Source organism: Pseudomonas sp. MAG733B (assembly GCF_036884845.1).
Classification (GTDB): domain Bacteria; phylum Pseudomonadota; class Gammaproteobacteria; order Pseudomonadales; family Pseudomonadaceae; genus Aquipseudomonas.
In genome coordinates this window covers 3,444,789-3,471,192 of sequence record NZ_CP145732.1, presented here as the reverse complement: position 1 = coordinate 3,471,192, position 26,404 = coordinate 3,444,789, and the positions used below count along the sequence as shown (strand labels likewise).

The window sequence follows — 26,404 nt, the reverse complement described above, 5'->3', positions numbered from 1 at the left end:
GGTTTACGCCGGGGCTGACGTCCGGATCAGGTGATCGAATGCACTGAGCGAAGCCTTCGCGCCCTCGCCCACCGCAATCACGATCTGCTTGTACGGCACGGTGGTCACGTCGCCAGCGGCGAACACGCCCGGCAGCGATGTCTCGCCACGCGCATCGACGATGATCTCGCCGCGCGGCGACAACTCGACGGTGCCCTTGAGCCAGTCGGTATTCGGCAGCAAACCGATCTGCACGAAGATGCCTTCGAGGTTGATCGTGCTGAACTCACCTGAATCGCGATCCTTATAGACCAGACCGTTGACCTTCTGCCCATCACCCTTCACTTCACTGGTCAGTGCGCTGGTGATGACATCGACGTTCGGCAGGCTGAACAGTTTGCGTTGCAGCACCGCATCGGCGCGCAGCTTGCTGTCGAACTCCAGCAGCGTGACGTGGCTGACAATGCCCGCCAGATCGATTGCCGCTTCAACGCCGGAGTTACCGCCGCCGATGACCGCTACACGCTTGCCCTTGAACAGCGGGCCGTCACAGTGCGGGCAGAAACACACGCCTTTTGCTTTGTATTCCTGCTCGCCCGGCACACCCATTTCGCGCCAGCGTGCGCCGGTGGCGAGGATCAGCGCCTTGGTTTTCAGGGTGGCGCCGCTTTCGAAGCGGACTTCGTGCAACTCGCCAGGATTCTTCGCCGGAATCAGCGCGGTGGCACGTTGCAGGTTCATGATGTCGACGTCGTATTGCTTGACGTGTTCTTCGAGAGCGCTGGCCAGTTTCGGCCCTTCGGTTTCCTGAACCGAAATGAAGTTTTCGATCGCCATGGTATCCAGCACCTGGCCACCAAAACGCTCAGCCGCGACACCGGTACGAATACCTTTACGAGCGGCGTAGATTGCCGCCGCTGCACCCGCCGGGCCACCGCCAACCACCAGCACGTCAAAGGCTTCTTTGGCGCTGATCTTCTCGGCCTGGCGTTCGATACCACTGGTGTCGAGCTTGGCGAGGATTTCTTCCAGGCCCATGCGACCCTGGCCGAAGTTCACGCCGTTAAGGTAGATGCTCGGCACCGCCATGACCTGACGCTCATCTACTTCGGCCTGGAACAGCGCGCCGTCGATAGCGACGTGGCGGACGTTCGGGTTCAGCACCGCCATCAGGTTCAGCGCCTGGACCACGTCCGGGCAGTTCTGGCAGGACAGCGAGAAGTAAGTCTCGAAGTTGAACTCGCCTTTGAGCGAACGGATCTGTTCAATGACTTCGGCACTGGCCTTCGAAGGGTGGCCGCCGACTTGCAGCAGGGCCAGCACCAAGGACGTGAATTCGTGGCCCATCGGGATGCCGGCGAAACGCAGGCTGATATCGGCACCCGGGCGATTGATCGAGAACGACGGCTTGCGTGCATCGTCACCGTTGTCGATCAAGGTAATTTGGCTGGAAAGACTGGCAACGTCTTTCAGCAGTTCAAGCATTTCCTGGGATTTCGCACCGTCGTCGAGAGAAGCAACGATCTCGATCGGCTGGGTGACCCGTTCCAGGTACGATTTCAACTGGGCTTTAAGATTGGTGTCCAACATACGGGCGATTTCCTTGAATTTTTGAGACAAAAAAACGCCCGAGCGAATCTCGCCCGGGCGTTTTTATTGGGCGGTGCAGCTTGCTTAGAAGGTGCGGAAGTCCGCCCTGATGAAGCGCGTCACAGACTTAGATCTTGCCGACCAGGTCCAGGGACGGAGCCAGAGTGGCCTCGCCTTCTTTCCACTTGGCTGGGCAAACCTGGCCTGGGTGAGCAGCGACGTATTGAGCAGCCTTGATTTTGCGCAGCAGCTCGGAAGCGTCACGGCCTACACCGCCATCGTTCAGTTCAACGATTTTGATCTGGCCTTCAGGGTTGATCACGAAGGTGCCGCGGTCAGCCAGACCAGCTTCTTCGATCAGCACGTCGAAGTTGCGGGAGATGGCGTGGGTTGGGTCGCCGATCATGGTGTACTGGATCTTGCCGATGGCTGGCGAAGTGTTGTGCCAGGCAGCGTGGGCAAAGTGAGTGTCGGTGGAAACGCTGTAGATCTCGACGCCCAGTTTCTGGAATGCGTCGTAGTTGTCAGCCAGGTCTTCCAGCTCGGTTGGGCATACGAAGGTGAAGTCTGCTGGGTAGAAGAAAACGACAGACCATTTGCCTTTCAGGTCAGCGTCCGAGACTTTTACGAAGTCGCCGTTTTTGAATGCGTCAGCTTTGAACGGTTTTACTTGGCTGTTGATGATAGGCATCGTTGACTCTCCGTCAGGGGTTAAGAAGTTGATGGAAAGAACTTTACCTATCCAAACGCTCGATAGCTCATTGGCAAACCTGATGCTGCTGATTGGCTTTCGCTATTAGCCAACTGTATTAATAGAAGAAAACCGAATTTAGCTTGCCAGCGGTTTTTCCTCGACGCGAGTCATACCCAGAAACGGGCTGGCTTCGATGTAGCGCATGGCGGACTTCATGTCCTTCCAGCCGACGTAGCTCATCAACGACTTCAAATCCCAGCCAGCCTGATGCGCCCACGAGGCAAACCCCCGGCGCAAGGAATGGCTGGTGTAGTGCTCCGCGGCGATGCCCGCGCGCCCGAGCGCCTGGCGCAACAGTGGAATCACGCTGTTGGCGTGCAGGCCCTCTTCACTCAAATGCCCCCAGCGATCGATGCCGCGAAAAACCGGCCCGCGCACCAAAGCAGCTTCGCTGATCCAGTCGATGTAGGCCTGCACCGGGCACAAGCGCTGCAAGGCCGGCGTTTGGTAAGTCTTGCCGAGATTTTCGCGATCGCTCTTGCTGCGAGGCAGGTACAAGGTGATGCCGGAGCCGGCGTGGGCTTGCACATGGTCGACCTGCAATCGACACAGCTCGTCGCTACGAAAACCGCGCCAGAAGCCCAGCAGAATCAGCGCAGTGTCACGCGTCGCTCTAAGCAAACCGGGCCGATCGCCTTGAGCCCTGGCGGTTTGCGCTTCCTGTTCCAGCCAGGCAATGACTTTCTCCAGTTGTTGAAGCTGCAACGGCTGAGCCTGCTTCTCTTGAGCCGGATGCAGCGCACGAATGCCCTTGAACACTTTGCGCACCACCGGTGCCTTGGTCGGGTCGGCAAAACCCTGGCTGTTGTGCCATTGCGCCAACGCGGACAAGCGCAGCTTCAAGGTATTGATCGACAGCACGCCCGCGTGCGCGACCAGATAGCGCGCAACGCTGTCACTGGTGGCCGGCAGAAAACCACCCCACGTCACCTCGAAATGCTCGATGGCCGCGCGATAGCTGCGACGGGTGTTGTCGCGCGTCGCGGCCTGCAGGTAACGATCCAGCTCAGTCATGGGTCCAACTCTCGAATGCGTACTGCTTTTACCGGTAGAAGTGGATTTTTGGCGTATCACACGGGGTAATACCAGTATATCCCGTGTTAATACGGTGTCGTATTTATCTTTTAAATTTGAATGGTACAATGTGTATTCGCGTAATACGTACCACATCACGAAATCGTAGGAGTAATCATGGCCCGTGGCGGTGTAAACAAAGCAGTGGTTCAAGCTGCACGAATGGCAATCCTCGCCCGCGGCGAAAACCCGACCATCGATGCAGTACGGATCGAAATGGGCAATACCGGCTCGAAAACCACGATTCATCGTTACCTGAAAGAGTTGGATGACAGCACTCCGCGCACTGAAGCAGAGCCCGCAGAACCTATCGATGACGAACTGACTGCGCTGGTTTCACGACTGGCGCAACGCTTGAAGGAACAAGCGCAGGAGCCGATCGATCAGGCCCGCGAACAGTTCGAGCAGCAACGCAAAGCACTGGAAACGCAGTTGGCGCAAGCCGAGGAAGCCAACACCGAACTGCACCAGCAATACGAGATTCAGAGCCTGGCGCTGACCCAGGAATCGGAGGCACTGCACGAAACCCGCGCCAGTCTGCAAACCGAACAAACCCGTAACGCCGGGCTGAATCAGGCACTGGCCGATTTCGAATTACGCTTGCAAGACAAGGACGAGCAGATCCGCTCGCTGGAAGAGAAACACCTGCATGCCCGCGATGCACTTGAGCACTATCGCAACGCCGTCAAGGAGCAGCGCGAGCAGGAACACAGTCGCCATGAAGGTCAGGTGCAGCAGTTGCAGATGGAGTTGCGTCAGGCGCAACAAAGCGCATTGGTGCGCCAGGATGAAGTCACCCAACTGCACCGCGACAACGAGCGCCTGCTGACCGAAAACCGTGGCACGCTGCGCGAGTTGAGCCTGATGCAAGAACAACTCAAGCAGAGCAACAGCCGCCAGGATCAGCTGCTGGAACAAGCCACCCGAGTCGATGGCGAACGCACCCTCCTCCAGGAACGCCTGCGCGTTGCGTTGCTGGAAAGTCAGGCGCTGAAACAGAACATCGACGAGCAGGTGCAGATCAACAAGTCTTTGGAAATCGAATTGACCAAGACCCGGGAGGCCCTTGTAGGAGCGAGCCTGCTCGCGAAAGACGTGAACGATGACACGTAAAACCTGATACCCAGCGGCGCCTGTGGTTTTCTCGCGAGCAAGCTCGCTCCTACAGTAAGGCAGGCGTTGCGTCTGCTGTCACAGCCAGACGCAACGAGTGACGATTAACCGGCGACAGGCGTGCGCATGGTGACGAACTCTTCGGCGGCCGTCGGGTGCACGCCGATGGTTTCGTCGAAGTGGCGCTTGGTAGCGCCAGCCTTCAAGGCGATCGCCAGGCCCTGAACAATTTCACCGGCATCCGGACCGACCATGTGGCAACCCAACACCTTGTCGGTCTTGGCATCCACCACCAGCTTCATCAGCGTGCGTTCCTGGCATTCAGTCAAGGTCAGCTTCATCGGCCGGAAGCGGCTTTCGTAGACCTGCACTTCATGGCCGGCTTCGCGCGCCTCTTCTTCAGTCAAGCCAACGGTGCCGATGTTCGGCAAGCTGAACACCGCCGTCGGAATCATCTTGTAATCCACCGGACGATATTGCTCAGGCTTGAACAAACGTCGTGCCACTGCCATGCCTTCGGCCAGCGCCACCGGCGTCAGCTGCACGCGACCGATCACATCACCGAGGGCGAGGATCGACGGTTCGGCGGTCTGGTACAACTCATCCACTTCGACAAAGCCTTTCTTGTCGAGCTTGACCCCGGTGTTTTCCAGCCCAAGGTTGTCCAGCATCGGACGGCGACCGGTGGCGTAGAACACGCAATCGGCCTCGAGCTGACGACCATCCTTGAGCGTGACTTTCAGACTGCCGTCGGCCTGCTTGTCGATGCGTTCAATGTCGGCATTGAATTGCAGGTCCATACCGCGCTTCGTCAGCTCTTCCTGCAAATGCTTGCGCACCGCGCCGTCGAAACCGCGCAGGAACAACTCACCGCGATACAGCAGCGTGGTCTGCGCGCCCAGGCCATGGAAAATCCCGGCGAACTCGACGGCGATGTAACCACCGCCCACTACCAGCACACGCTTGGGCAGCTCTTTGAGGAAGAATGCCTGGTTGGAACTGATCGCGTGTTCATGCCCCGGAATCTCCGGAATCTGCGGCCAGCCGCCAGTAGCAATCAGGATGTTTTCCGCAGTGAAACGCTCGCCATTGATCTCGACCGTATGCGGGTCGACGATCTTGGCGTGGCCTTCATGCAAGGTCACGCCGCTGTTGACCAGCAGGTTGCGGTAGATGCCATTCAGGCGATTGATCTCGCGATCCTTGTTGGCGATCAGCGTCGGCCAATCAAACTGCGCCTCGTCCAGAGTCCAGCCGAAACCCGAAGCCTGCTCGAAATCCTCGGCAAAGTGCGCACCGTAGACCAGCAGTTTTTTCGGCACACAGCCGACGTTCACACAGGTCCCGCCCAGATAGCGACTCTCGGCCACGGCCACTTTCGCCCCGAACCCCGCCGCAAACCGCGCAGCCCGCACACCACCAGAACCGGCACCAATCACATAAAGGTCAAAATCGTAGGCCATTTTCAATCTCCTCGGCAGGCCAACAGCATACCTGCGGACGGCCGCTGAGCAAGCATTGTGCTGAAATGCGTTGCCCAATCTTCGTTTTCGATCAATGCCCCTCTGCAAATTGCGTTTTCGATGTCCGCAGAGTGCGCCAAGCAATCAAAATCGCCATGAGTGCCAAACCGAACGTCACCCACGAAACCAAACCGATTCCACCTTCGAACGCCCTTCCCGCCTGCGCCATCAATTCCCTTGCTTGATCACCAGATAAGTCTGCCGCCACCTGATAGGCGCCAGACAGCGTCTCACTCGCCAGCATCATCTGCACATCGCTCAGGAACCCCGGTAGCTGCAATGCACCGCGATAATAGGCAGTGACGACACCGCCGAGCACTGTCGTCCCCAAAACCACACCCACTTCATAGGCCGTTTCGCTAATCGCAGACGCGGCACCCGCCTTTGCCGGCGGTGCGGCCGACAAAATCACATCATTGGACACCGTCGCGATCGCACCCACGCCAATGTTCAGCAAGGCAAAAGCCACCACTAGAACGGTCAGGCTACTGCCCATGCTGGCGACCAGCAAAAAAGCAGCACCAGCAAACGCCATCAAAATCGGTATCAGCACATGCACCTGTAATCGCTGCGCGACAGGCACCACCGCCATCCCCACTACAATCGCCATGACCTGACCAGGAATCAACGCGAGGCTAGCACTCAAGGGCGACATCTGAAGAACGATCTGCAGGAACTGAGTGGTAAAGAATACGAAGCCGACGAGAAACGCGAGACTCATCAAATTGATCGCGACAGAGCCGCTAAAGGTGCCACTGCGGAACAGAGTCAGGTCCATCAGCGGCACTGGCAGACGTAACTGTCGACGCACAAACATCCAGCCCGCAACTGCGCCTACTACAGACGCTGTCAGCGTCATCCAGTCGAGACCATTACTTGCGCTGTGTTTAATGCCATAGACGATGGCACCAAGGGCAACCATCGATTGCAGGATGCTAAGTGGATCCAGCGGCCCTGAAGCATCTCGCTCGGATTCGGGCAACAACATTGGGCCCAATATCAGCAGTGGCACCAACACGGGCACCGCCAGCAGGAAAATCGCCCCCCAACTGAAAAACTCCAGCAATACACCGCCCACCAAAGGACCGAGTGCCGAACCTACTGTCAATGTCGTTGCCCAGATCGCGACTGCCAACCTGCGTTCTTCTCGGTCCTCGAACACCGAACGTATCAATGCCAACGTTGAGGGCATCAGCATTGCACCGAAAACGCCCATACAAGCTCGCCCGGCAATCAGTTGTGTGGCGGTATCGGAAAACGCGGTTAGCACCGACACCATCGCAAAACCCAAGGACCCGGCCAGCAACAACTTACGATGACCGACTCGATCTCCCAGACTACCCATCGACACCAGCAACCCCGCCAAGACCAACGAATACGCATCGATCATCCACAACTGCTGGCTGGCGCTCGGACGTAGGGCCTCAGCGATCTTTGGCAACGCGAATCCAAGTACCGTATTGTCAATTGTTACCAGCAGTACCGGTAGCATCAGCACGCTCAGAGCCAACCACCGTTTTACGGTCACGCTCCCTGTTAACGCCATTCGCGAAACTCCATGTCCTCGTAAACCTCAGCGACTTACGCGCCCTTGACGCGACATTAGTCACGCCGAACAAACCGGCCCTTACATATTTCATTTAACACAGAGGTTTCTAGCCGCAACAATCATCATTTGTGCTGACAATTAACAAATCAGGATTTTCATTCGCAAGTCCTGCCAAATGGATGTCAGACGATTCCCACCCTTCATTCCTCTGCGTAACTGAACCCGCACAAAAGAAAACGCCCCGAACAAAGTCGGGGCGTTTTCTTGATCTCTCGCCTGTGTTTTTTACACAGAGCGAAGTTTGATTTCCAACACGAGCAACTCAGGCTATCAGTAAGCCTTACCCGTCTTGTAGAAGTTCTCAAAGCAGAAGTTGGTTGCGTCGATGTAGCCTTCGGCGCCGCCGCAGTCGAAACGCTTGCCTTTGAACTTGTAGGCCATTACGCAGCCGTTCTGGGCTTGTTTCATCAGGGCGTCGGTGATCTGGATTTCGCCGCCCTTGCCTGGCTCGGTCTGTTCGATCAGGTCGAAGATGTCCGGGGTCAGGATGTAGCGGCCGATGATGGCCAGGTTCGACGGTGCATCTTCCGGCTTTGGCTTTTCAACCATGCTGTGTACGCGGTAGATGTCGTCGCGGATCATCTCGCCGGCGATTACACCGTACTTGTGAGTCTCTTGCGGATCGACTTCCTGGATGGCAACGATCGAGCAGCGGAACTGCTTGTACAGCTTGACCATCTGGGTCAGTACGCCGTCGCCTTCGAGGTTGACGCACAAGTCGTCCGCCAGCACTACGGCGAAAGGTTCGTCGCCGATCAGCGGACGGCCGGTCAGGATTGCGTGGCCCAGGCCTTTCATTTCGGTCTGGCGGGTGTAGGAGAACGAGCACTCGTCCAGCAGCTTGCGGATGCCGACCAGGTATTTTTCCTTGTCGGTGCCTTTGATCTGGTTTTCCAGCTCGTAGCTGATGTCGAAGTGGTCTTCCAGGGCGCGCTTGCCGCGACCGGTGACGATGGAGATTTCGGTCAAACCGGCATCCAGTGCTTCTTCGACGCCGTACTGGATCAGTGGCTTGTTTACCACCGGCAGCATTTCTTTGGGCATGGCTTTAGTCGCTGGCAGGAAGCGAGTACCGTAACCGGCTGCTGGGAACAAGCATTTCTTGATCATATAAGTCCTTGAAAGGGCTGTGTGTACGAGTTTCGGCGCAGTCTAATCAGGCGGCGTGCACCTTACAATGCCCCGCGCTGGCTAACCGATGTCAACATAGAGAAATATTCTCGCGGATAGTTCCGCACGGGCCAGCGCAGATCGCTGCGCGGCACCTTATTGATAGCAGAGACCGGCAGACTTGCACGGTTATCAATTGTCAACAATCGCACCACCCTACACCCATCGGCACCGGACATGTGCGTTTGGCGCTATCATGGCGCACTTGAACCAGCCAACGAGGCAGATAGATGTCGGCAGCAAAAAGCGTCAACGGGTACCTGATCAACAAGGCGAAAGACGGCCAATGGTGGGTAGACAGCGTCGGCGGCGAGAATATCGCCGGGCCTTTCCCTTCTGAAGCCATGGCGGTCGAAGTGGCATCGGTGTTGCAACTTGAACACCCGGAGCCCAAGCGCCGCGGCAAGGACAAGAACTGATCGTCAGCCGACGCGCCCACAGCCCTGCCATTGCGCAGGGCTTTTTTTGCGAATACGTGCAGGAAGTGGCCTTTGGCTATAACCTTTTGCCCGCGGCGCTGTCACAGGCTTTGCCCACCACTATGACGACGACAAACACATGACTAGATTTTTGCCACTGATTGCGGTTCTGGCCCTGAGTGGCTGCGCGACGTCCGAAACCACGTACTTGAACAACGGCGAGCAAGGCCTGGCCATCGATTGCTCCGGAGAAGCCAACTCCTGGGCGACCTGCTACGAAAAAGCCGATGCCTCGTGTGCCGGCACCGGTTATCGCATCGTAGGTACCGATGGCAGCCCGGCGCCCGCGGAAAGCGACAAGACCTTGGGGGTCGATGTCGGCAACTACAAGAACCGCAGCGTGGTGGTGGTCTGCAAGTAAGGCGCCCTGCCCTACATGTGGATTTCGGCGAATTTGATCCCAAGGCCGCGCACGGTTTCGATCAATTCGTCGACGCTCGTGAAGGATTCGACCTCGTCGTTGTCATCCACCAGGAAAAAACTTCGACCGGCGCTTTTCTTGAAAAACACGATCCATTCCCCGGGACTCGCCGGATTCTGAATCACATGGGTGGTGCAGATTTGACCCTCTGCATGGCACTCCCGTACCCGCTCTCGCTTCATGCCCGACTCCAGAAATGACAATGCCGCCAAAGCAGCGCTTTGACGGCATGTGTGTTGAATATCGCTAGTCTATCAGCCGGAAATGCACGCAGTCGCGGCATTGCGTACATCCCAAGGGCGCAGCGGCACATTGGAGATGCGTTCATGGAGCTTGATGGCGCTGCCGCCGGAGCGCTCTTCGATATCGAACACGGCGGCCGGCCCTGATGACAGCTTCTGCGGCACGATCACCCGAACGCCATCTTTCTGCGACTCGATTTGCAGGGCGCCGCGACTGTCGGCGAGTTTATCGCTCAGGCATTGCGCGTACTCAAGGGGTTTCTTGCCGGAAATCACGTTCATGGTCGGCAACGACTGGTTGATCTCCGAGACACTTGCGCAACCACTTGTCGCCAACGCCACTGGCAGGACCCACACACCCCACTTCATACGAAACCTCCGATAAAGACCCTCCGACAGCGCCATTGCGGTTTTTCTCCAAAGACGAGCACATTTATCGCGCTTCGAATGCCGAATAATTGGTTTTTATTGTCAAACCGCCTCACCGCAGCCGGATAATAACGTGCCGAGGCTGATAAACTGCGCCCCATCGCCCATTGCTATCGTTTTGATTTTGTAGAAAAAGCCCTTCTGGAGGCGCCCATGAAATTTATTCACCAGCGCGAGCACCTCAACGAAGACGACATCGTCGTCATTCAATGCTCGCAAATGTGCAACATCCGTTTGATGAACGACGCCAACTTCCGCAGCTTCAAAAATGGCGGCCGCCACACTTACCACGGCGGCGCGTTCGACACGTTCCCGGCCCGCATTACCGCGCCGAGCACCGGTTTCTGGAACATCACCATCGACACGGTCAACCGCCGTGCGATCAGCGTGACCCGCAAGCCAACCCTGACCCACTCGATCAAGATTATCCGTCGCTCCAGCACGAAACTCAGCTGAGTAACGCCCCCACACGCAGACAGACAGGTATGACCGTGGCTCAAACGACCAAGTACGTCATCAAATACAAACTCAACGGCGAACGCCGTTTCGAGTTCGCCCGGCTCGAAAACGGCACTGCCGAAGAAGCCAAGGCAGCACTCGACGCCATTCATGGGCAGGACGACGTGATCAGCGAAATCAGCGTCAGCAAAGCGCTGTAACATCCGCCCGGAGCGACAACATGGACGTCTGCTCCCAGGGAAAATTCGACCGCAAGTGTCGGAGTGTTCGCCCTCTCAAGGCCTCCTAGACTCGCCACCTCAACAACGTGAGGCCCGGCAATGAGTGAGCAATATCTGGACAGACTGGACTGGCCCCTGCTGGAACAGCAACTCGATCAGGACGGCTGCGCGATCATCCCGTCACTGTTGAGCCACAAGGCCTGCGATGAAATCAGCGCCTTGTATGCCCAATCAGAGCCCTTTCGATCGCAAGTGATCATGGCCCGCCACGGTTTTGGTCGCGGCGAGTACAAGTACTTCAAGTACCCCTTGCCGAGTCTCGTCGACCGCCTGCGCAGCGCGCTCTACCCGCGACTGGTGCCAATTGCCAATCGCTGGCAAGAGCAGATGGACCTGCCAGTCCGTTTCCCTGAAAGCCATCAAGATTTCCTCGAACGCTGCCATGCTGCCGGCCAACAGCGCCCGACACCGTTGCTGCTGCAATATGGCCCGCAGGACTACAACTGCCTGCATCAGGATCTGTACGGCGAACACGTATTCCCGCTGCAAGTGGCGATTCTTCTGTCAGAGCCGGGTGAAGATTTCACCGGTGGCGAGTTCGTGTTGACCGAGCAACGCCCGCGAATGCAGTCGCGCCCGCAGGTCATCGGTCTGAAGAAAGGTGACGGCTTGATCTTCGCGGTCAACCAGCGCCCGGTCAAAGGAGTGCGCGGCTACTATCGTGTGACCCTGCGCCACGGCGTCAGTCGCCTGCACAGCGGAAAACGGCATACCCTTGGCATCATCTTTCACGACGCGTCATGAGCACCATGAATCCGACAACCTTCGACCTTTTTGCCGATGCAGAGCCTGAGCAACAGCCCCGGCGCGAGCAAATCGGCGAACAATCCTACGTTTTGCGAGGCTTTGCCCTGCCGTGGCTGGAGCGCTTGCTGCCCGCGCTGGAGGCGGTACTGGCCGCCGCACCGTTTCGGCAGATGATCACGCCCGGCGGTTTCACCATGTCGGTGGCCCTGAGCAGTTGCGGCACCTGGGGCTGGACCACCGACCGCAGCGGTTATCGCTACAGCGGCAACGATCCGCAGACCGGCCTGCCCTGGCCGCCAATGCCCAACGTCTTCTTCGAGTTGGCCCAAGCGGCAGCGCGAGAGGCCGGATTCAGCGATTTCGTTCCGGATTCCTGCCTGATCAACCGCTATGTCCCGGGCGCGAAAATGTCTTTGCATCAGGACAAAGACGAAAAATCCTACGCAGCGCCGATCGTTTCGGTGTCGCTGGGCTTGCCGGCGATGTTCTTGTTCGGCGGCTTTGAACGCAGTGATAAAAGCCAGCGAGTGTCGTTGCTGCATGGCGACATCGTGGTCTGGGGCGGCGTGGATCGCCTGCGCTATCACGGCGTTTTGCCAATCAAGGATGGCCAGCACCCGAAGCTGGGCGAACAGCGGATCAACTTCACCTTTCGTACTGCGCGATGAAGCCCAGGAGTTTGACCGCAAGCGCCGGAGTGTGGGAGTACTTGGCGATGGTTAATCTGCGGCAAACGGGTCAACGGATGTAAAGCCATGACAAGCCAATCGACAAAAATCACCACCGAAAACGATCCACGCTGGGCCGCCGTCGTCGCCCGCGATCCGCAGGCGGACGGGCAGTTTGTGTATGCGGTGAAAACCACCGGGGTCTACTGCAACCCCAGCAGCCTGTCGCGCTTGCCGAAACCGCAGAATGTCGAATTCTTCGACAGCGCCGAGCTTGCCCAAGCGGCGGGTTATCGGCCAAGCAAACGCACGGCAAAAGATCAAAGCGACATCGCCGCGCAACATGCGGCCACCGTGGCCGCCGCGTGCCGCCAGATCGAAACCGCCGAGGCGTTGCCCGCGCTGAACGAACTCGCTGAAGTCGCAGGCCTGAGCAGCTTTCACTTTCATCGGGTGTTCAAGGCTGTCACCGGCCTGACGCCCAAAGGCTACGCCGCCGCCCATCGCTCACGCCGGGTGCGCGAGCGGCTGGCGGACGGCAGTTCGGTGACGGACGCGTTGTACGATGCGGGTTTCAACTCCAACAGTCGTTTCTACGAAGCAGCGGATCAGGTGCTGGGCATGAAACCCGCTGATTACCGTGCTGCCGGGCAGAACAACGACATTCGATTCGCCGTCGGTCAGTGTTCCCTTGGGGCGATTCTGGTGGCGCAAAGCGAACGCGGGGTGTGCGCGATCCTGTTGGGTGATGATCCGCAGCAACTGGTCTGCGACCTTCAGGACAAGTTTCGCCGAGCGAATCTGATTGGCGCCGATCAAGACTTTGAGCAACTGATCGCACAGGTTGTCGGCTTCATCGAAGCCCCGGCCCTCGGCCTGGACTTGCCGCTGGATGTGCGCGGCACGGCGTTTCAAGAGCGGGTCTGGCAAGCGCTAAAAGAGATTCCTGTGGGCAGCACCGCCAGCTACGCCGATATCGCCCAGCGCATCGGTTCGCCGAAAGCCGTTCGCGCCGTGGCACAAGCCTGTGGCGCGAACAGTCTGGCGGTGGCGATCCCTTGCCATCGCGTGGTGCGCAGCGATGGCAATCTTTCGGGGTATCGCTGGGGAGTGGAGCGCAAACGGCAGTTGCTGGAGCGCGAGTCCCAATAATCAGCGATTCACATCCACCACAACCCGCCCGCGCAATTGCCCGGCCAGCAAGCGCGGAGCGGCTTCGATCGCTTCGCTCAAACCGATTTCGTGGCTGATCAACGGCAGCAGATTGAAATCCAGATCCTGAGCCAAACGACTCCACGCTTCTACGCGTTTGGCCTTCGGTTGGGTCACGCTGTTAATGCCGGCCAGAGTCACGCCGCGCAGAATGAACGGTGCAACGGACGCCGGAAAGTCCATGCCCTGGGCCAGACCGCAAGCAGCGACAGTGCCGTTGGCCTTGGTGCTGGCACAGGCATTGGCCAAGGTGTGGCTGCCAACAGAATCGATGACCGCCGCCCAACGCTCCTTCGCCAGCGGCTTGCCCGGTTCGGAAAGCGTGGCGCGATCGATGATTTCGCTGGCGCCCAATTGCTTGAGGTAGTCGTGCTCCGAGGTGCGGCCGGTGGACGCAACCACTCGGTAACCCAACCGGCTCAACAGCGCGATGGCAAAACTGCCGACGCCACCATTGGCGCCGGTGACCAGGATTTCGCCTTGCTCGGGCGTCACGCCGTTGTGCTCCAGCGCCAGAATGCACAGCATCGCCGTGTAACCTGCGGTGCCGATGGCCATGGCTTGCGCAGCGGTGAATGCATCGGGCAATGGAATCAGCCAATCGCCATTGAGGCGGGCTTTCTGCGCCAAACCACCCCAATGCCCTTCACCGACACCCCAACCATTGAGCAGGACTTTGTCACCGACCTTGTAGTCCGGATGCCCGCTGACTTCCACAGTCCCTGCCAGATCGATCCCCGGCACCATCGGGAATTTTCGCACCACCGGGCTGCTGCCAGTGATTGCCAGGCCATCCTTGAAGTTCAACGTGCTGTACGCCACTCGCACCGTCACATCGCCCTCGGGCAATTGATCTTCATTGATCTGTTGCAGTGTGGCCCGGTAACCGCTTTCGTCTTTGTCGATCAAAATACCTTGGAACATTGCTGCCTCCTGGTGGGATCACCCGTTGTGGTTTGAATTAAATACCACATCGCAAAAAATTACCGTACTCGACTTTAAGCCAATTCGCCGATCCGCCGGGTTTTTCCATGACCTGCGGCTATGCTTTTTTTCGCGGCCCTGAAATGCCGCCAGAACGGTCCTGTCGATGGAGTTGACGATGTATTACCTGCGCGTATTTGCCCCTTTGCTGATGCTCTGTCTGCTGGCTTTGCCCAATGTCCAGGTCGCGGCCGCACCGGCACAACCTGCGAAGACGCCAGCCGAGCAGGCGCCTGCGGCCCCGAGCTGGCCGCAGGTGCTGACCAGCGGCGATACGAAGCTGACAATCTATCAACCGCAACTCGACAACTGGGACGGTTACACCCTGCTCGGTCGCGCAGCGGTCGAGGCCACGGGAGCCGATGGCAAATCCACTTACGGCATCGTGCAGTTCAGCGCGCACACACTGGTCGACAAAGCCACGCGCTGGGTCGCGCTCGATCAGTACACCGTGACAAAAGCAGACTTCCCTTCAACGGCGACCAAGGCCGACAGCTGGATCGCCACGCTGAAAGAGGATGCGGCGAAACGCAAGAAAACCATTTCCCTCGATCAACTGGAGGCGGCTATGGGCGTGATGGCCGCCGAGCAAAAATCCAGCAGCGAGCCGATAGAAAACACCCCGCCGACCATCATCAGCTCTGAGGTCCCGGCATTGTTGGTGTACATCGATGGCGAACCGGTATATCGCCCGGTCGATGGCACCGCGCTGCAACGGGTCATCAACACGCGGCCGCTGCTGCTCAAGGACGCGCAAGGCAAGCACTATCTGCATGTGTTTGACGGTTGGATGGTGGCGAATGAACTGAACGGACCGTATGCACCTCTGCCCTCACCCACGGCGGAGTTGGAGAAAGCCAAAAAGGACGCGATCCAGAGCCGCCAGGTCGATCTGCTGACCGGCCAGAGCGATCCGAAAGACAAAATCCCGACCCTGGCCAAACCACCGATCCCGCAGATCCACATCGCCACGACGCCTACCGAGTTGATCGTCACCGACGGCGCCGCGCAATGGCAGCCGATCCAGGGCACCCAACTGCTCTACGTGACCAACACCACCGGGCATATCTTCAAGGAAATTGGCGACCAGAACAGCTATGTGCTGATCTCCGGACGCTGGTTCCGCGCCAGCGACATGCAGGGGCCGTGGACGTTTACCCAGGCAGACAAACTGCCGGCGGACTTTGCCAACATTCCCGACGACAGCGCCAAAGAGAACGTCAAGGCTTCGGTTGCGGGAACGCCGCAAGCCAAAGAAGCGGCGATTGCGGCCAGCATTCCGCAGACGTCGGCCGTCAAGAAAAGCCAACTGAAAATGACCGCGCCGCAATTCGACGGCGAACCGCAACTCAAGGCCATCAAGAGCACGCCATTGCAGTATGTGGTGAACAGCCCGACGCCCATCATCATGGTCGACGCCCAGAACTGGTACGCGGTAGAGAATGGTGTGTGGTTCGTGGCCACGTCGGTGCAAGGCCCTTGGCTGGTCGCCACTTCAGTGCCGGCAGTGATCTATTCGATTCCACCCAGTTCGCCGATGCACTACATCACCTACGTCAAAGTCTATGAATCTACCGGCGACACGGTCGTTGTGGGCTATACGCCGGGGTATCAGGGCTCCACGCTGGACCCCGACAGCGGCGTGGTGGTTTACGGCACCGGTTATCCCTACACGCCGTGGGTCGGTAGCGTCTGGTACGGGCCGCCAGTGACCTATGGTTTCGGCGTGGCGATCCGCTATACGCCGTGGACAGGCTGGACGTTCGGCTTCGGTTTCGGCTGGAGTTGGGGCGGCAGTACGGTAGCGATCGGCTGGGGCTGGGGCGCATACCCGTGGTGGGGCAATTATGGTTGGGGCTACGCCTGGGGGCCGCGTCTGTATCCGGCGCCGATGCCTTGGGGTGGCGCCGCCTACGGCTATCACGGTGGCGCGGTTGCCTGGGGGCCGGGCGGCTGGGCCGGCACCACCGGCAACATCTACCGCCAGTGGGGTGATCGTGCATCGGTCAGCCGCTACGGCGCCGGTTACAACGCCTGGACCGGCAACCGCTGGGCCGGCCAGGTCGGCGCCTCCTACAACTCGCGCACCGGCGTTGCGGCAGCAGGCCAGCGCGGCGCCGTCCATAACGTCTATAGCGGCAACTATGCGGCCGGGCGCAGTGGCGTGGCGGTCGGCCCCGGTGGCGCGGCGATTGCCGGTCAACATGTAACAGCGGGCAACGCGCGCAGCGGCGCGCAAGTCACTGCCAATCGGGGAGCCGTCTACAACCCCAACACCGGTAACACGACTGGCTACAGGAGCGTACGCGGTCGGGACGGTAGCGCCGCGCAAATCGGCGACAACGTTTATGCCGGGCACGATGGCAACGTTTACAAGAAGACCGACGACGGCTGGCAATCGATGGTCGGTGGTGCGAATCGGAGCAATCCGGCGAATACTGCACAGGTGCAGAATCTCGACCGGGAATCAGCGGCGCGTTCGTTCGGCAATGACCGATTCAACAACTACCACAACTCTTCCCAGGTGATGAATCGCTCGTTCGGCGGCGGTGGATTGCATCGACGCTGACGGGCAACATCGGGGCAAACATGACTGGCCTTTGGTCAGTCATTGCTGCTACAAATCCGCTCCTGCCGCCCTGCCCGGTTTCAACGTCGGAGAACACCTAAAATGAGCCAATGGCCAGACACCCGCATTCTTGACCTGCTCGGGATCGAACTGCCGATCATCCAGGGCCCCATGGCCGGTGCCACCAACTCTTCGATGGTCATCGCGGCGAGCAACGCCGGTGGCCTCGGTTCCATGCCGGCGGCCATGCTGAGCATCGAGCAGTTGCGCGAAGAACTGAAGACCATTCGCCAACAGTGCCAGCGGCCGATCAACGTCAATTTCTTCTGCCATCAACCGCCGCCAGTTGACGAGCAACGCGCGCAAGACTGGAAAAACCTGCTGGAACCCTACTATCGAGAACTGGGCGTCGACTTCGATGCGCCGACGCCGGTGTCCAATCGCGCGCCATTCGACGTCGCGGGTTGCGAAGTGATCGAAGAGTTTCGCCCGCAAGTCGTGAGTTTCCACTTTGGCCTGCCGGAAAAATCCCTGCTCGATCGGGTGAAAGCGACCGGGGCCAAAGTGTTGTCCTCGGCCACCACGGTTGAAGAAGCCATCTGGCTCGAACAGCATGGCTGCGACGCGATCATCGCCATGGGCTACGAAGCGGGCGGTCATCGCGGGATGTTTCTCAGTGATGACCTGAGCAGTCAGGTCGGGACGTTCGCGCTGGTGCCGCAGGTTGTCGATGCGGTGAAAGTGCCGGTGATTGCCGCGGGTGGTATCGCCGATGCGCGGGGAGTCGCGGCGGCGTTCATGCTGGGAGCTTCGGCGGTGCAAGTGGGTACGGCGTATCTGTTCACCCCGGAGGCCAAGGTCAGCGCTTCGCATCACAAGGCGTTGCGTACCGCCAAGGAAAGCGAGACGGCCGTCACCAACATTTTCACCGGTCGCCCGGCGCGGGGGATCCTCAATCGGGTGATGCGCGAGCTCGGACCGATGAGTTCCAGGGCACCCACTTTCCCGCTCGCGGGTGGCGCGCTGATGCCGTTGCGCGCCAAGGATGAAGCCGACTTCAGCAATCTCTGGGCCGGGCAGGCCTTTACGTTGGGGGTCGACTTGACCACCGCAGAACTGACCCGGCGCCTGGCTGAGGAAGGCTTGGCAAAACTGCTCCGCCGCTAACCTCGTGTAGCAGCTGCCGAACGCCGCCTTCGGCAGCTGCTACAAAAACTCCCGCATTCCGTTTGCAGGCATTTCGCTATATATTTCTATACATAGCGCTTACCCCCTTGCTGTACTTGCCTACCACGGAGCCGTTACATGACCATTCGTGCCTCACGTTTTGCCCCCACTTGCCTGGCAGCCCTGATCGCTACTTTCGCTTTCGGCGCAGCCCACGCGGATGAAGTCCAGGTGGCGGTAGCAGCCAACTTCACCGCGCCGATCCAGGCAATCGCCGCCGACTTCGAAAAAGACACCGGCCACAAACTGGTGACCTCGTTTGGTGCGACCGGTCAGTTCTACACCCAGATCAAGAACGGCGCGCCGTTCGAAGTGTTCCTCTCGGCGGACGACACCACCCCGGAGAAACTGGAAAAAGAAGGCGACACCGTCAAGGGCTCGCGCTTCACCTACGCCGTCGGCACCCTGGCGCTGTGGTCGGCCAAAGAAGGCTACGTCGATGCCAAGGGCAAAGTGCTGGCCGACAACCAGTATCAGCATCTGTCCATCGCCAACCCGAAAGCCGCGCCTTATGGCCTGGCGGCGACTCAAGTCCTGGCCAAACAAGGCTTGACCGACAAGGTCAAGGACAAGATCGTTGAAGGCCAGAACATCACCCAGGCCTTCCAATTCGTGTCCACCGGTAATGCCGAATTGGGCTTCGTTGCCCTGTCGCAAATCTACAAAGATGGCAAAATCACCAGCGGTTCGGCTTGGATCGTTCCGGCTGAGCTGCACGACCCAATCAAACAAGACGCGGTCATCCTCAACAAGGGCAAGGACAACCCGGCCGCCAAGGCACTGGTTGACTACCTCAAGGGGCCAAAAGCGGCGGCTGTCATCAAGTCCTACGGTTACCAAATCTAAATGTCGCTATCGAGTGCCGATTTTTCTGCCATCTGGCTGACCCTGAAACTGGCGTCCCTGACGACCGTCATCCTGTTGATAGTGGGCACTCCGCTGGCGTTATGGCTCTCGCGCACCCAATCCTGGTTGCGCGGCCCGGTCGGGGCGATTGTCGCCCTGCCCCTGGTGCTGCCGCCCACAGTGATCGGTTTTTATCTGTTGCTGGCGCTCGGCCCTCACGGGTTTGTCGGCCAATTCACCCAATCACTGGGGCTCGGCACCCTCACTTTCAGTTTTGCGGGGTTGGTGATCGGCTCGGTGCTGTACTCGATGCCGTTCGTGGTCCAGCCTCTGCAAAACGCTTTTTCCGCCATTGGCACTCGGCCGCTGGAAGTGGCCGCGACTTTACGCGCCAATCCCTGGGACACTTTTTTCAGCGTAACGCTACCGCTGGCGCGCCCCGGTTTCATCACCGCCGCCATCCTCGGTTTCGCCCATACCGTCGGTGAGTTCGGCGTGGTGCTGATGATTGGCGGCAACATTCCCGACAAGACCCGCGTGGTCTCGGTGCAGATCTACGATCATGTCGAAGCCATGGAATACGCCCAGGCTCACTGGCTGGCCGGGGTGATGCTGGTGTTCTCTTTTGCGGTATTGCTGGCGCTGTACTCCAGCCGTAAAACCAAAGCGGGCTGGAGCTGATCGATGATTCATGCGCGTTTGAAGTTGAGTTACTCGGGATTCGCCCTTGATGTCGACCTTGAGTTGCCCGGTCGCGGCGTCACGGCGCTGTACGGTCACTCCGGCTCGGGCAAGACCACATGCCTGCGTTGCATCGCGGGGCTGGAGCGGGCCGATCAGGGATTTATCCAGGTCAACGATGAAGTCTGGCAGGACAGCGACAAGAAGATTTTCGTCGCGCCGCACAAACGTGCCCTGGGTTACGTGTTTCAGGAAGCCAGTCTGTTTCCACATCTTTCAGTGTTGGCCAACCTGCAGTTCGGCCTCAAGCGCATCCCGAAACAACAGCGCCGGGTCGACATGGCCCACGCCACTGAACTGCTGGGAATCGGCCATCTACTGGATCGCCATCCGCAACATCTTTCAGGCGGAGAGCGACAACGTGTCGGTATCGCTCGCGCCCTGCTCACCAGTCCCAAACTGTTGCTGTTGGATGAACCGCTGGCGGCACTGGACTCCAAGCGCAAAAGCGAAATCCTGCCTTACCTGCAACGGCTGCACGATGAGCTGGATATTCCGGTGCTGTACGTCAGCCATTCCCAGGATGAAGTGGCGCAACTGGCCGACCACATCGTATTGCTCAGCGAGGGCAAAGCGCTGGCCAGCGGCCCGATCGGCCAGACACTGGCGCGTCTCGACTTGCCCCTGGCGCTGGGCGATGACGCCGGCGTAGTGATCGAAGGTCGCGTTAGCGCCTATGACGCCGACTACCAATTGCTCACCCTGCAAGTGCCAGACACGGCCCTGAATATTCGCGTGACTCACACGCCGATGGCGCCCGGCCAAACGTTGCGCTGCAAGATTCAGGCACGGGATGTCAGCCTGAGCCTGAATAGCGCCGAACACAGCAGCATCCTCAACCGCTTGCCCGTCACCGTGGTCAGTGAGATGGGCGCCGACAACGCCGCCCATGTGCTGGTGCGCCTGGATGCGGCGGGCACGCCACTGCTGGCGCGGATCACGCGATTCTCCCGCGATCAGTTGAACGTGCATCCGGGCCAGCAACTCTGGGCGCAGATCAAAGCCGTGGCCGTACTCGCCTAACTTTGCTGGCACGACTGCCGCGGCGTGGGGTCAATGGCTGTAACGGCCCCTGATCCCACGCCAAGGACTATCGCCATGCCCGATGCGCTGCCTTCCGACCTGCACTACGTCGATGACACCCAGCCGGGCATCACCCGCAAAAAACTGCGCGGCAAATTCTGCTATTTCGATCCGGCAGGTCAACGCATTACCGAGCCGGACGAAATCCAGCGCATCAACGCCCTCGCCGTGCCGCCGGCCTACACCGACGTGTGGATCTGTACGGATCCGCGTGGACATTTGCAAGCCACCGGCCGTGACGCTCGCGGTCGCAAGCAATACCGCTATCACCCGCGTTGGCGCGAAGTGCGTGACAGCGACAAGTACTCGCGCCTGCGGGATTTCGGCCTGGCCCTGCCGAAACTGCGCAAGCAACTGGAAGCGTTGTTGGCCGCGCCAGGCTTCAGCCGCGAAAAGGTCATGGCCACCGTCATCACCTTGCTCGATGCAACGTTGATCCGGGTCGGCAACACTCAGTACGCCCGGGACAACCGCTCCTATGGCCTGACCACTTTGCGCAGCCGCCACGTGGAGATCAACGGCAGTGCGATCCTGTTTCAGTTTCGCGGCAAAAGCGGCATCGAACATCAAATCACCGTGAAAGACCGGCGACTGGCGAGGATCATCAAACGCTGCCAGGAAATCCCCGGGCAAAACCTCTTTCAATACTTCGATGAAAACGGCGAGCGACACACCATCACCTCCGCCGACGTAAACGCCTACCTGCAAACCTTGACCGGTGCCGACTTCACCGCCAAGGACTACCGCACCTGGGCCGGCAGCGCCCTGGCGCTGGCGGTGTTGCGCAAGTTGCAATGGCAACCGGAGTCGGAAGCCAAACGGCACGTGGTGGAGATGGTGAAAAACGTCGCCAAGCAACTGGGCAACACCCCCGCGGTATGCCGCAAGTGCTACATCCATCCGGGTGTGCTCGAAGGGTTTCTGCTGGGCGCACTGGCCGAACTACCCAGGCCGAGAACGCGCAAAGGCCTGCGCGCCGAAGAAGTCGGCCTGGCCATGTTGCTGGAGAAACTGGCGTCTGAACCGACGAATTGACCTGCCTATTTTTTGCACGATTACAAATGACTTCTATAGTTGATCTGTACACGAATCAGCTGCGGTGAAGCCATGGAAGACATATTCGTCGTGAAGCGCTGCAACAAGATCATCATTCATGGTCGCCGGGCCGGAGAATCTGCTCATCAACCGCCTGACGCCGCCGTCTGGTATCGCATCGCCGATACTCGCACCAACGGTTTCATCGGTGACGGCTACGATCTTGAAGACGACGCACGGCATGTTTGCCGGCAGTTGAATGCCAGATCACAAGTCACGGCCCGCCAAGGCTGATGAGCCTGCACGCGCCTTTAACGGGTCTATACTGATGAGAGCTGAAGGATCAGTGTCCCATCGGTAGATAGCTCGCTCCCAGCGGGCTTTTTACTGCCCTGCCAGGTGTCTTCAACGGAGGTGTTTCCCATGTCCGAAAAAGAGTCCATCACCACCCTGCTCACCCTGCTTGACTCCCGCCAGGTTCGCTTGGCTGCCGCGTGCAAGGAAATCGCCGATTGGGTCGATCATCAAGGCGGACATCCGACTGCCCTTAGAATTCGCGATCGTCTGAACGACATCGAAAAGGACACGCCGCTGATCCGCAATACCTTGTCTGCGCTCAAACCTGTCGAGCCACCGCTGCCACGGTTCAGATGATTTGATCCGGGCAAGCAATGCGCTCTACCGCCTGACGCGAGACAGATGATCGGCGACAGTTTCGTCACCGCGTGTGTCCTTGTCTGTCAGTTCTGTGCTTGCCCTCCCCCAACCCAGCCAGGCGCTGGGATTTTTTTGTGCCGTTAAAGCAGCGAACGTCACCGCGCACGGGTGGTCCAACGATCACACGTCACGAGGAGACGTTCTGATGGTTACTCACTTCAAAGTCAGCGGGCATCTGGCCTGCGGTCACAAAGGCAACAACCTCACTTCCACCCGCGAACTCAACCGGGTCAAATGCAGAAGCTGTCGAAATACCGACGCGTATAAAGAAGCGCGCAAAGACCAGCGTAACGCTGCCCGGCGCGCATCTCGCAAAGCCAACGTTACCCCTACAGCGACTGACTGGCGCCAGGATTGGACCGAACGCCTGACCGCCCTGCCCGGGCTGCAAAGACTGCCCCGCGGCTTCACCGACCAGCCTTTCGTTTAATCGACAGCTTCGGCGGCCGGGCCGACCGGATTCGGCGCGGCCATCTGATACTTGTTAATCCGAAAATCGATTGAACGAGACAGGCGATTGTTTTTCCAACCTTGTAGGCCCGAACATCAATCCACCGGGCGCTATAGGAGAGGAAATCGGCATGAACGGTAGAATTCTGCTTCTGATCGCCAGCCTGAGCCCCGCCCTGGCAATCGCTGAAGGCTGTGATGTGATCACGCGCTCACAGAGCCCTTCTGTCCCGGTGATCGAATCCCACAGCTGCTACGAATACGAAAATATGCCGGTGGGCGCGATCGATTGGTCATGCAGCAACGAGAGCAAGGAAATGCTCAGCAGCACCAAGAAAAAGATCGCCCAATGCAGCGACCACTATCAGGCCACATGCCTGGGCACCGTGACGCCGGAGTCATTAGCCAATCCTCAATCCACGAGCAAGAACAAGGACAGCAAGGCACTCAACATTCCGGCCAACGCGCAGATTTCGACGTATTACTACAACGCGGAAAACCTGGCCCAGGCCAAAATCGATTGCGAAACCGGTGGTGGCAGCTGGAAAGCCAAGTAGCGCAACGAATCACTCAATCGCTGGCTGCATGATTTCGCGCAACGACATGCGCTTGAACGCCTCGACCAGTGCGCGCCCTTCTTGCGGCGCGCAATCGATGGCCAGGCGCATGGTCGATTCGCCCAGATGCCAGATCAGAAATGCCGACTCCCGTACCTGCCGCGCATCACTGTCCGGATACACCCGCAGTATTGCCTCAGCCAACAACTCGCCGGCAACGCGACTCTCCTCCAGTTCCAATGCCAGCAGGTGCTTGTCGGCCTGCATGCCGGACCAGATGTCGCGCATCGCCGGCGTCGCCAATACGATCTCGTAATACAGATCGAGCAACCCCGAATACGCCGCTTGCAGCCCAGGTCCATCTTCGACAGCCTTTAGCGCCTCATCGATACAGCGACGGCTTTCGGCGTTGTAGCGCTCGGCGAGCGTGCGAATGATTGAGCTTTTATCGGGGAAATATTGATAAAGCGAGCCGATGGAAATCTCGGAACGCTCGGCAATCTCACTCATTTTCAACTGATCGCTGCCCTTGGACGCGATCAATTGCGTTGCCACAGCAAGAATGCGTTCCTGACGTTCGCGGCTGCGTTGCTGCGTGGGATTGCGTCGAACCGGCTCTGAAGCAGGTTGTTCGAGCACTTCGCTGGTCTTCTTGCGCACGGCCGCACTTCCCCATCGATAAACATGACATTGACTCACCTTAGCACCGCCCTGCGATGCACCCAAAGAGTCGCGACCATACGTCGGTTTCAGATCTAGCTTTGTTGACGATGGAACATGAGGGTTTATCATCTTTTAAACGTGAGTATCACTCACATTATCGAGGGAGATGAACGCGATGAACACCCGCCAACAGACCATCCTGATTCTCGGCGCCACGGGCAAGACCGGACGGCGAATTGCAAAACAGCTCGAAGCCGGCGGCCAGTCCGTGCGCCGTGGTTCACGCAGAGAAACTCCGCCCTTCGACTGGGAAGATCGATCGACTTGGGGCGCCACCCTTGATGGTGTTCACGCAGCCTATATCTCCTTTCAACCGGACCTCGCGGTGCCTGGCGCACTGGAGAGCATTCAGGCGTTCACCGACCTGGCCGTCAAAAGCGGGGTCAGCAAACTGGTGCTGCTGTCGGGGCGCGGCGAGGTTGAAGCAGAACAAGCCGAACGCGTGGTGCAGAACAGTGGCGCTGACTGGACCATCCTGCGTGCCAGCTGGTTCTGCCAGAATTTCAGCGAAGCGCACTTTCTCGAACCGCTCCAGCAAGGCGACTTGGCGCTTCCTGTCGGCAACATCGCCGAGCCTTTTATCGACGTGGAAGACATCGCCGAAGTCGCCGTCGCCGCACTGACCCAACCCGGCCATGCGGGACAACTCTACGAACTCACCGGCCCTCTGGCGCTGACCTTTGCCGAGGCCGTTGCCGAGATCGCCCGGGCGACACATCGCGATATAAGTTTTGTCGCGGTGCCGCCGGACGCCTATCGCCATGCGCTGGAGCAGGCGCAATTGCCGGCCGAGCTGATCGACCTGGTCTTGTACCTGTTCACCACCGTCCTCGATGGCCGCAACACGCCGGTTACTGATGGCGTACAGCGTGCACTGGGGCGACCGGCGCGAGACTTTTCCGACTACGTTCGGCGCACGGCGGCAACCGGTATCTGGACCCATGAGGGTTAAGCGCCGACGTGCTGCATTGGCGGCAATCGGCTTCCTCGACTAGGGTGTCTTTCGTATCGAACTGCGGTGCCTTAATTGGCAGGAGCCTGATCAAGGAGGAAACGATGTCATCCATTCGTAGTGCCGAACACACCTATCGCCAGTGGTCCAGCCCGATCCTGCTCGAACTCAAGGAGCGAGAGCATCAGCTAGACCCGTCAGATCGTCAGGCGCTGCAAAACATTCTGCTGGAAAGAAGGCTGATCAACAGCGGCAACCCTGACGGCAGTGATCGACGCAAGGCTGAACCGCGCACTGGCGGTTGAGTCGACCGCAGTAAACGGCAGACACTCACAAGCCCGGCCCCATGCCGGGCTTGTTGATTTTTGCCATTCGTCAGGCGCTCCGCACCTTCCCCTGTATCGATCTTCCAACGCTGTACACCCCTTTGTGCGGAAGACTAAAAATGATGAACAGAAATCTGGCTGTTCTCACGCTCGCCGGCCTGTTGTCGAGCGGATCGCTCTACGCATTGGCCGCGGAGACGACCAAGCAAGGATCCGCCCTTCCGCCGACCGCCCTGCCCGGAATCAATCAGGCTCAAGGCGCTGAATCCAATGAGGACAAGGCCGACAAGAAAGGCGAAGAAGCGTCGGGCTCAAACTCCGGGGCTGACTCGAAAACTCTAGAGAAAGAAGCAGCTTCTTCGAGCAAGCCGAAGGACGTCGAGAAAAAACAGGGTGGTGTCGATTCCGGCGGCTGAAAACCAGGCTGCTACACCCAGCCCGCGC

The 26,404-nt window shown here is 58.9% G+C and carries 31 protein-coding genes; 21 read left to right on the top strand and 10 right to left on the bottom strand.

What is annotated here, in order from left to right:
• Window positions 1–3 precede the first annotated feature (3 nt).
• The 3 genes from ahpF to V6Z53_RS16150 form a co-directional block, all read right to left on the bottom strand.
• A complete protein-coding gene (gene ahpF / locus V6Z53_RS16160; protein ID WP_338580580.1) occupies window positions 4–1,569 on the bottom strand; it encodes an alkyl hydroperoxide reductase subunit F in 1,566 nt (521 codons plus the stop codon).
• Between the two features lie 127 nt (window positions 1,570–1,696).
• A complete protein-coding gene (gene ahpC / locus V6Z53_RS16155) occupies window positions 1,697–2,260 on the bottom strand; it encodes an alkyl hydroperoxide reductase subunit C (protein ID WP_007975937.1) in 564 nt (187 codons plus the stop codon).
• Window positions 2,261–2,398: 138 nt separating this feature from the next.
• Window positions 2,399–3,337 (bottom strand): site-specific integrase, encoded by a 939-nt coding sequence (locus V6Z53_RS16150; RefSeq protein WP_338580579.1) that lies wholly within the window; start codon window positions 3,335–3,337, stop codon window positions 2,399–2,401.
• A 177-nt stretch (window positions 3,338–3,514) separates the two neighbouring features.
• Between V6Z53_RS16150 and V6Z53_RS16145 the strand changes: the two genes are divergently transcribed.
• Window positions 3,515–4,510, top strand: coding sequence for a DNA-binding protein (locus V6Z53_RS16145; protein ID WP_338580578.1), 996 nt, complete (start codon window positions 3,515–3,517; stop codon window positions 4,508–4,510).
• A 104-nt stretch (window positions 4,511–4,614) separates the two neighbouring features.
• Here the strand turns inward: V6Z53_RS16145 and gorA are convergent, their stop codons facing one another.
• The 3 genes from gorA to galU form a co-directional block, all read right to left on the bottom strand.
• Complete coding sequence (gorA, locus tag V6Z53_RS16140; RefSeq protein ID WP_338580577.1) at window positions 4,615–5,973, bottom strand: glutathione-disulfide reductase; 1,359 nt, start codon at window positions 5,971–5,973, stop codon at window positions 4,615–4,617.
• Between the two features lie 91 nt (window positions 5,974–6,064).
• On the bottom strand, window positions 6,065–7,579 hold the full coding sequence (locus V6Z53_RS16135) for an MFS transporter (protein WP_338580576.1): 1,515 nt from the start codon (window positions 7,577–7,579) through the stop codon (window positions 6,065–6,067).
• A gap of 333 nt (window positions 7,580–7,912) precedes the next feature.
• Window positions 7,913–8,752: a UTP--glucose-1-phosphate uridylyltransferase GalU gene (gene galU / locus V6Z53_RS16130; RefSeq protein ID WP_007900040.1), complete on the bottom strand. Its 840-nt coding sequence runs from the start codon at window positions 8,750–8,752 to the stop codon at window positions 7,913–7,915.
• Between the two features lie 290 nt (window positions 8,753–9,042).
• Between galU and V6Z53_RS16125 the strand changes: the two genes are divergently transcribed.
• Both V6Z53_RS16125 and V6Z53_RS16120 read left to right on the top strand, forming a co-directional pair.
• Window positions 9,043–9,231, top strand: a complete 189-nt coding sequence (locus tag V6Z53_RS16125) for a hypothetical protein (protein WP_338580575.1) — start codon at window positions 9,043–9,045, stop codon at window positions 9,229–9,231.
• Between the two features lie 139 nt (window positions 9,232–9,370).
• Complete coding sequence (locus V6Z53_RS16120) at window positions 9,371–9,652, top strand: hypothetical protein (RefSeq protein WP_338580574.1); 282 nt, start codon at window positions 9,371–9,373, stop codon at window positions 9,650–9,652.
• An 11-nt stretch (window positions 9,653–9,663) separates the two neighbouring features.
• On the opposite strand, the gene V6Z53_RS16115 is transcribed toward V6Z53_RS16120, so the two are convergent.
• Both V6Z53_RS16115 and V6Z53_RS16110 read right to left on the bottom strand, forming a co-directional pair.
• Complete coding sequence (locus V6Z53_RS16115) at window positions 9,664–9,894, bottom strand: hypothetical protein (RefSeq protein ID WP_338580573.1); 231 nt, start codon at window positions 9,892–9,894, stop codon at window positions 9,664–9,666.
• Window positions 9,895–9,966: 72 nt separating this feature from the next.
• Window positions 9,967–10,323 carry a hypothetical protein gene (locus V6Z53_RS16110; protein WP_338580571.1) on the bottom strand — a complete coding sequence of 119 codons (357 nt, stop codon included), beginning with the start codon at window positions 10,321–10,323 and terminating at the stop codon, window positions 9,967–9,969.
• 213 nt (window positions 10,324–10,536) lie between these two features.
• Between V6Z53_RS16110 and V6Z53_RS16105 the strand changes: the two genes are divergently transcribed.
• The 5 genes from V6Z53_RS16105 (at window position 10,537) to ada (ending at window position 13,690) form a co-directional block, all read left to right on the top strand.
• The gene (locus tag V6Z53_RS16105) at window positions 10,537–10,839 is read left to right on the top strand and encodes a DUF1883 domain-containing protein (RefSeq protein ID WP_007912251.1); all 303 of its coding nucleotides are present in this window, start codon (window positions 10,537–10,539) and stop codon (window positions 10,837–10,839) included.
• A 29-nt stretch (window positions 10,840–10,868) separates the two neighbouring features.
• The gene (locus V6Z53_RS16100) at window positions 10,869–11,042 is read left to right on the top strand and encodes a hypothetical protein (RefSeq protein ID WP_338580568.1); all 174 of its coding nucleotides are present in this window, start codon (window positions 10,869–10,871) and stop codon (window positions 11,040–11,042) included.
• 120 nt (window positions 11,043–11,162) lie between these two features.
• Window positions 11,163–11,867 (top strand): 2OG-Fe(II) oxygenase, encoded by a 705-nt coding sequence (locus V6Z53_RS16095; RefSeq protein WP_338580566.1) that lies wholly within the window; start codon window positions 11,163–11,165, stop codon window positions 11,865–11,867.
• A gap of 5 nt (window positions 11,868–11,872) precedes the next feature.
• Window positions 11,873–12,538, top strand: a complete 666-nt coding sequence (alkB, locus tag V6Z53_RS16090) for a DNA oxidative demethylase AlkB (protein WP_338586502.1) — start codon at window positions 11,873–11,875, stop codon at window positions 12,536–12,538.
• Between the two features lie 87 nt (window positions 12,539–12,625).
• Window positions 12,626–13,690, top strand: coding sequence for a bifunctional DNA-binding transcriptional regulator/O6-methylguanine-DNA methyltransferase Ada (ada, locus tag V6Z53_RS16085; RefSeq protein WP_338580565.1), 1,065 nt, complete (start codon window positions 12,626–12,628; stop codon window positions 13,688–13,690).
• Here ada and V6Z53_RS16080 read toward each other — a convergent pair whose 3' ends face one another.
• Window positions 13,691–14,674, bottom strand: coding sequence for an MDR family oxidoreductase (locus V6Z53_RS16080; RefSeq protein ID WP_338580564.1), 984 nt, complete (start codon window positions 14,672–14,674; stop codon window positions 13,691–13,693).
• 178 nt (window positions 14,675–14,852) lie between these two features.
• On the opposite strand from V6Z53_RS16080, the gene V6Z53_RS16075 reads away from it, so the two are divergent.
• The 10 genes from V6Z53_RS16075 (at window position 14,853) to V6Z53_RS16030 (ending at window position 23,959) form a co-directional block, all read left to right on the top strand.
• Window positions 14,853–17,303, top strand: coding sequence for an autotransporter (locus V6Z53_RS16075; RefSeq protein WP_338580563.1), 2,451 nt, complete (start codon window positions 14,853–14,855; stop codon window positions 17,301–17,303).
• 102 nt (window positions 17,304–17,405) lie between these two features.
• The gene (locus V6Z53_RS16070) at window positions 17,406–18,470 is read left to right on the top strand and encodes a nitronate monooxygenase family protein (protein ID WP_338580562.1); all 1,065 of its coding nucleotides are present in this window, start codon (window positions 17,406–17,408) and stop codon (window positions 18,468–18,470) included.
• A 138-nt stretch (window positions 18,471–18,608) separates the two neighbouring features.
• Window positions 18,609–19,376, top strand: a complete 768-nt coding sequence (gene modA, locus V6Z53_RS16065) for a molybdate ABC transporter substrate-binding protein (protein ID WP_338580561.1) — start codon at window positions 18,609–18,611, stop codon at window positions 19,374–19,376.
• A complete protein-coding gene (gene modB, locus V6Z53_RS16060; RefSeq protein ID WP_338580560.1) occupies window positions 19,377–20,057 on the top strand; it encodes a molybdate ABC transporter permease subunit in 681 nt (226 codons plus the stop codon).
• A gap of 3 nt (window positions 20,058–20,060) precedes the next feature.
• Window positions 20,061–21,140 carry a molybdenum ABC transporter ATP-binding protein gene (gene modC / locus V6Z53_RS16055; RefSeq protein WP_338580559.1) on the top strand — a complete coding sequence of 360 codons (1,080 nt, stop codon included), beginning with the start codon at window positions 20,061–20,063 and terminating at the stop codon, window positions 21,138–21,140.
• 75 nt (window positions 21,141–21,215) lie between these two features.
• Window positions 21,216–22,235: a DNA topoisomerase IB gene (locus tag V6Z53_RS16050; protein WP_338580558.1), complete on the top strand. Its 1,020-nt coding sequence runs from the start codon at window positions 21,216–21,218 to the stop codon at window positions 22,233–22,235.
• A gap of 72 nt (window positions 22,236–22,307) precedes the next feature.
• Window positions 22,308–22,529: a hypothetical protein gene (locus V6Z53_RS16045; RefSeq protein WP_338580557.1), complete on the top strand. Its 222-nt coding sequence runs from the start codon at window positions 22,308–22,310 to the stop codon at window positions 22,527–22,529.
• A gap of 129 nt (window positions 22,530–22,658) precedes the next feature.
• Complete coding sequence (locus V6Z53_RS16040) at window positions 22,659–22,889, top strand: hypothetical protein (RefSeq protein ID WP_338580556.1); 231 nt, start codon at window positions 22,659–22,661, stop codon at window positions 22,887–22,889.
• Window positions 22,890–23,097: 208 nt separating this feature from the next.
• Window positions 23,098–23,382 carry a hypothetical protein gene (locus V6Z53_RS16035; RefSeq protein ID WP_338580554.1) on the top strand — a complete coding sequence of 95 codons (285 nt, stop codon included), beginning with the start codon at window positions 23,098–23,100 and terminating at the stop codon, window positions 23,380–23,382.
• Window positions 23,383–23,533: 151 nt separating this feature from the next.
• Window positions 23,534–23,959, top strand: a complete 426-nt coding sequence (locus V6Z53_RS16030) for a hypothetical protein (protein WP_338580553.1) — start codon at window positions 23,534–23,536, stop codon at window positions 23,957–23,959.
• A 9-nt stretch (window positions 23,960–23,968) separates the two neighbouring features.
• Here the strand turns inward: V6Z53_RS16030 and V6Z53_RS16025 are convergent, their stop codons facing one another.
• Complete coding sequence (locus V6Z53_RS16025; RefSeq protein WP_338580552.1) at window positions 23,969–24,619, bottom strand: TetR/AcrR family transcriptional regulator; 651 nt, start codon at window positions 24,617–24,619, stop codon at window positions 23,969–23,971.
• A gap of 178 nt (window positions 24,620–24,797) precedes the next feature.
• Here V6Z53_RS16025 and V6Z53_RS16020 point away from each other — a divergent pair, with 178 nt between their 5' ends.
• From V6Z53_RS16020 to V6Z53_RS16010, 3 genes are all read left to right on the top strand, one after another.
• Window positions 24,798–25,634, top strand: a complete 837-nt coding sequence (locus V6Z53_RS16020; protein WP_338580551.1) for an NAD(P)H-binding protein — start codon at window positions 24,798–24,800, stop codon at window positions 25,632–25,634.
• A gap of 104 nt (window positions 25,635–25,738) precedes the next feature.
• Window positions 25,739–25,939: a hypothetical protein gene (locus V6Z53_RS16015; protein WP_338580550.1), complete on the top strand. Its 201-nt coding sequence runs from the start codon at window positions 25,739–25,741 to the stop codon at window positions 25,937–25,939.
• Between the two features lie 143 nt (window positions 25,940–26,082).
• Entirely contained in the window at window positions 26,083–26,376 is a 294-nt protein-coding gene (locus V6Z53_RS16010; protein WP_338586501.1) for a hypothetical protein, read from the top strand.
• Window positions 26,377–26,404 lie beyond the last annotated feature (28 nt).

What these genes read in the sequence shown, in the direction of transcription:
- galU (WP_007900040.1), bottom strand. Translation starts at nt 8,752, where the DNA reads ATGATCAAGAAATGCTTGTTCCCAGCAGCCGGTTACGGTACTCGCTTC.
- ahpF (WP_338580580.1), bottom strand. Translation starts at nt 1,569, where the DNA reads ATGTTGGACACCAATCTTAAAGCCCAGTTGAAATCGTACCTGGAACGG.
- V6Z53_RS16125 (WP_338580575.1), top strand. Translation starts at nt 9,043, where the DNA reads ATGTCGGCAGCAAAAAGCGTCAACGGGTACCTGATCAACAAGGCGAAA.
- V6Z53_RS16120 (WP_338580574.1), top strand. Translation starts at nt 9,371, where the DNA reads ATGACTAGATTTTTGCCACTGATTGCGGTTCTGGCCCTGAGTGGCTGC.
- modA (WP_338580561.1), top strand. Translation starts at nt 18,609, where the DNA reads ATGACCATTCGTGCCTCACGTTTTGCCCCCACTTGCCTGGCAGCCCTG.
- V6Z53_RS16135 (WP_338580576.1), bottom strand. Translation starts at nt 7,579, where the DNA reads ATGGCGTTAACAGGGAGCGTGACCGTAAAACGGTGGTTGGCTCTGAGC.
- V6Z53_RS16105 (WP_007912251.1), top strand. Translation starts at nt 10,537, where the DNA reads ATGAAATTTATTCACCAGCGCGAGCACCTCAACGAAGACGACATCGTC.
- V6Z53_RS16030 (WP_338580553.1), top strand. Translation starts at nt 23,534, where the DNA reads ATGAACGGTAGAATTCTGCTTCTGATCGCCAGCCTGAGCCCCGCCCTG.
- modC (WP_338580559.1), top strand. Translation starts at nt 20,061, where the DNA reads ATGATTCATGCGCGTTTGAAGTTGAGTTACTCGGGATTCGCCCTTGAT.
- alkB (WP_338586502.1), top strand. Translation starts at nt 11,873, where the DNA reads ATGAATCCGACAACCTTCGACCTTTTTGCCGATGCAGAGCCTGAGCAA.
- V6Z53_RS16115 (WP_338580573.1), bottom strand. Translation starts at nt 9,894, where the DNA reads ATGAAGCGAGAGCGGGTACGGGAGTGCCATGCAGAGGGTCAAATCTGC.
- V6Z53_RS16075 (WP_338580563.1), top strand. Translation starts at nt 14,853, where the DNA reads ATGTATTACCTGCGCGTATTTGCCCCTTTGCTGATGCTCTGTCTGCTG.
- V6Z53_RS16045 (WP_338580557.1), top strand. Translation starts at nt 22,308, where the DNA reads ATGGAAGACATATTCGTCGTGAAGCGCTGCAACAAGATCATCATTCAT.
- V6Z53_RS16020 (WP_338580551.1), top strand. Translation starts at nt 24,798, where the DNA reads ATGAACACCCGCCAACAGACCATCCTGATTCTCGGCGCCACGGGCAAG.
- V6Z53_RS16040 (WP_338580556.1), top strand. Translation starts at nt 22,659, where the DNA reads ATGTCCGAAAAAGAGTCCATCACCACCCTGCTCACCCTGCTTGACTCC.
- gorA (WP_338580577.1), bottom strand. Translation starts at nt 5,973, where the DNA reads ATGGCCTACGATTTTGACCTTTATGTGATTGGTGCCGGTTCTGGTGGT.
- ada (WP_338580565.1), top strand. Translation starts at nt 12,626, where the DNA reads ATGACAAGCCAATCGACAAAAATCACCACCGAAAACGATCCACGCTGG.
- V6Z53_RS16070 (WP_338580562.1), top strand. Translation starts at nt 17,406, where the DNA reads ATGAGCCAATGGCCAGACACCCGCATTCTTGACCTGCTCGGGATCGAA.
- V6Z53_RS16150 (WP_338580579.1), bottom strand. Translation starts at nt 3,337, where the DNA reads ATGACTGAGCTGGATCGTTACCTGCAGGCCGCGACGCGCGACAACACC.
- V6Z53_RS16010 (WP_338586501.1), top strand. Translation starts at nt 26,083, where the DNA reads ATGAACAGAAATCTGGCTGTTCTCACGCTCGCCGGCCTGTTGTCGAGC.
- V6Z53_RS16015 (WP_338580550.1), top strand. Translation starts at nt 25,739, where the DNA reads ATGTCATCCATTCGTAGTGCCGAACACACCTATCGCCAGTGGTCCAGC.
- V6Z53_RS16095 (WP_338580566.1), top strand. Translation starts at nt 11,163, where the DNA reads ATGAGTGAGCAATATCTGGACAGACTGGACTGGCCCCTGCTGGAACAG.
- V6Z53_RS16080 (WP_338580564.1), bottom strand. Translation starts at nt 14,674, where the DNA reads ATGTTCCAAGGTATTTTGATCGACAAAGACGAAAGCGGTTACCGGGCC.
- V6Z53_RS16100 (WP_338580568.1), top strand. Translation starts at nt 10,869, where the DNA reads ATGACCGTGGCTCAAACGACCAAGTACGTCATCAAATACAAACTCAAC.
- modB (WP_338580560.1), top strand. Translation starts at nt 19,377, where the DNA reads ATGTCGCTATCGAGTGCCGATTTTTCTGCCATCTGGCTGACCCTGAAA.
- V6Z53_RS16145 (WP_338580578.1), top strand. Translation starts at nt 3,515, where the DNA reads ATGGCCCGTGGCGGTGTAAACAAAGCAGTGGTTCAAGCTGCACGAATG.
- ahpC (WP_007975937.1), bottom strand. Translation starts at nt 2,260, where the DNA reads ATGCCTATCATCAACAGCCAAGTAAAACCGTTCAAAGCTGACGCATTC.
- V6Z53_RS16050 (WP_338580558.1), top strand. Translation starts at nt 21,216, where the DNA reads ATGCCCGATGCGCTGCCTTCCGACCTGCACTACGTCGATGACACCCAG.
- V6Z53_RS16035 (WP_338580554.1), top strand. Translation starts at nt 23,098, where the DNA reads ATGGTTACTCACTTCAAAGTCAGCGGGCATCTGGCCTGCGGTCACAAA.
- V6Z53_RS16110 (WP_338580571.1), bottom strand. Translation starts at nt 10,323, where the DNA reads ATGAAGTGGGGTGTGTGGGTCCTGCCAGTGGCGTTGGCGACAAGTGGT.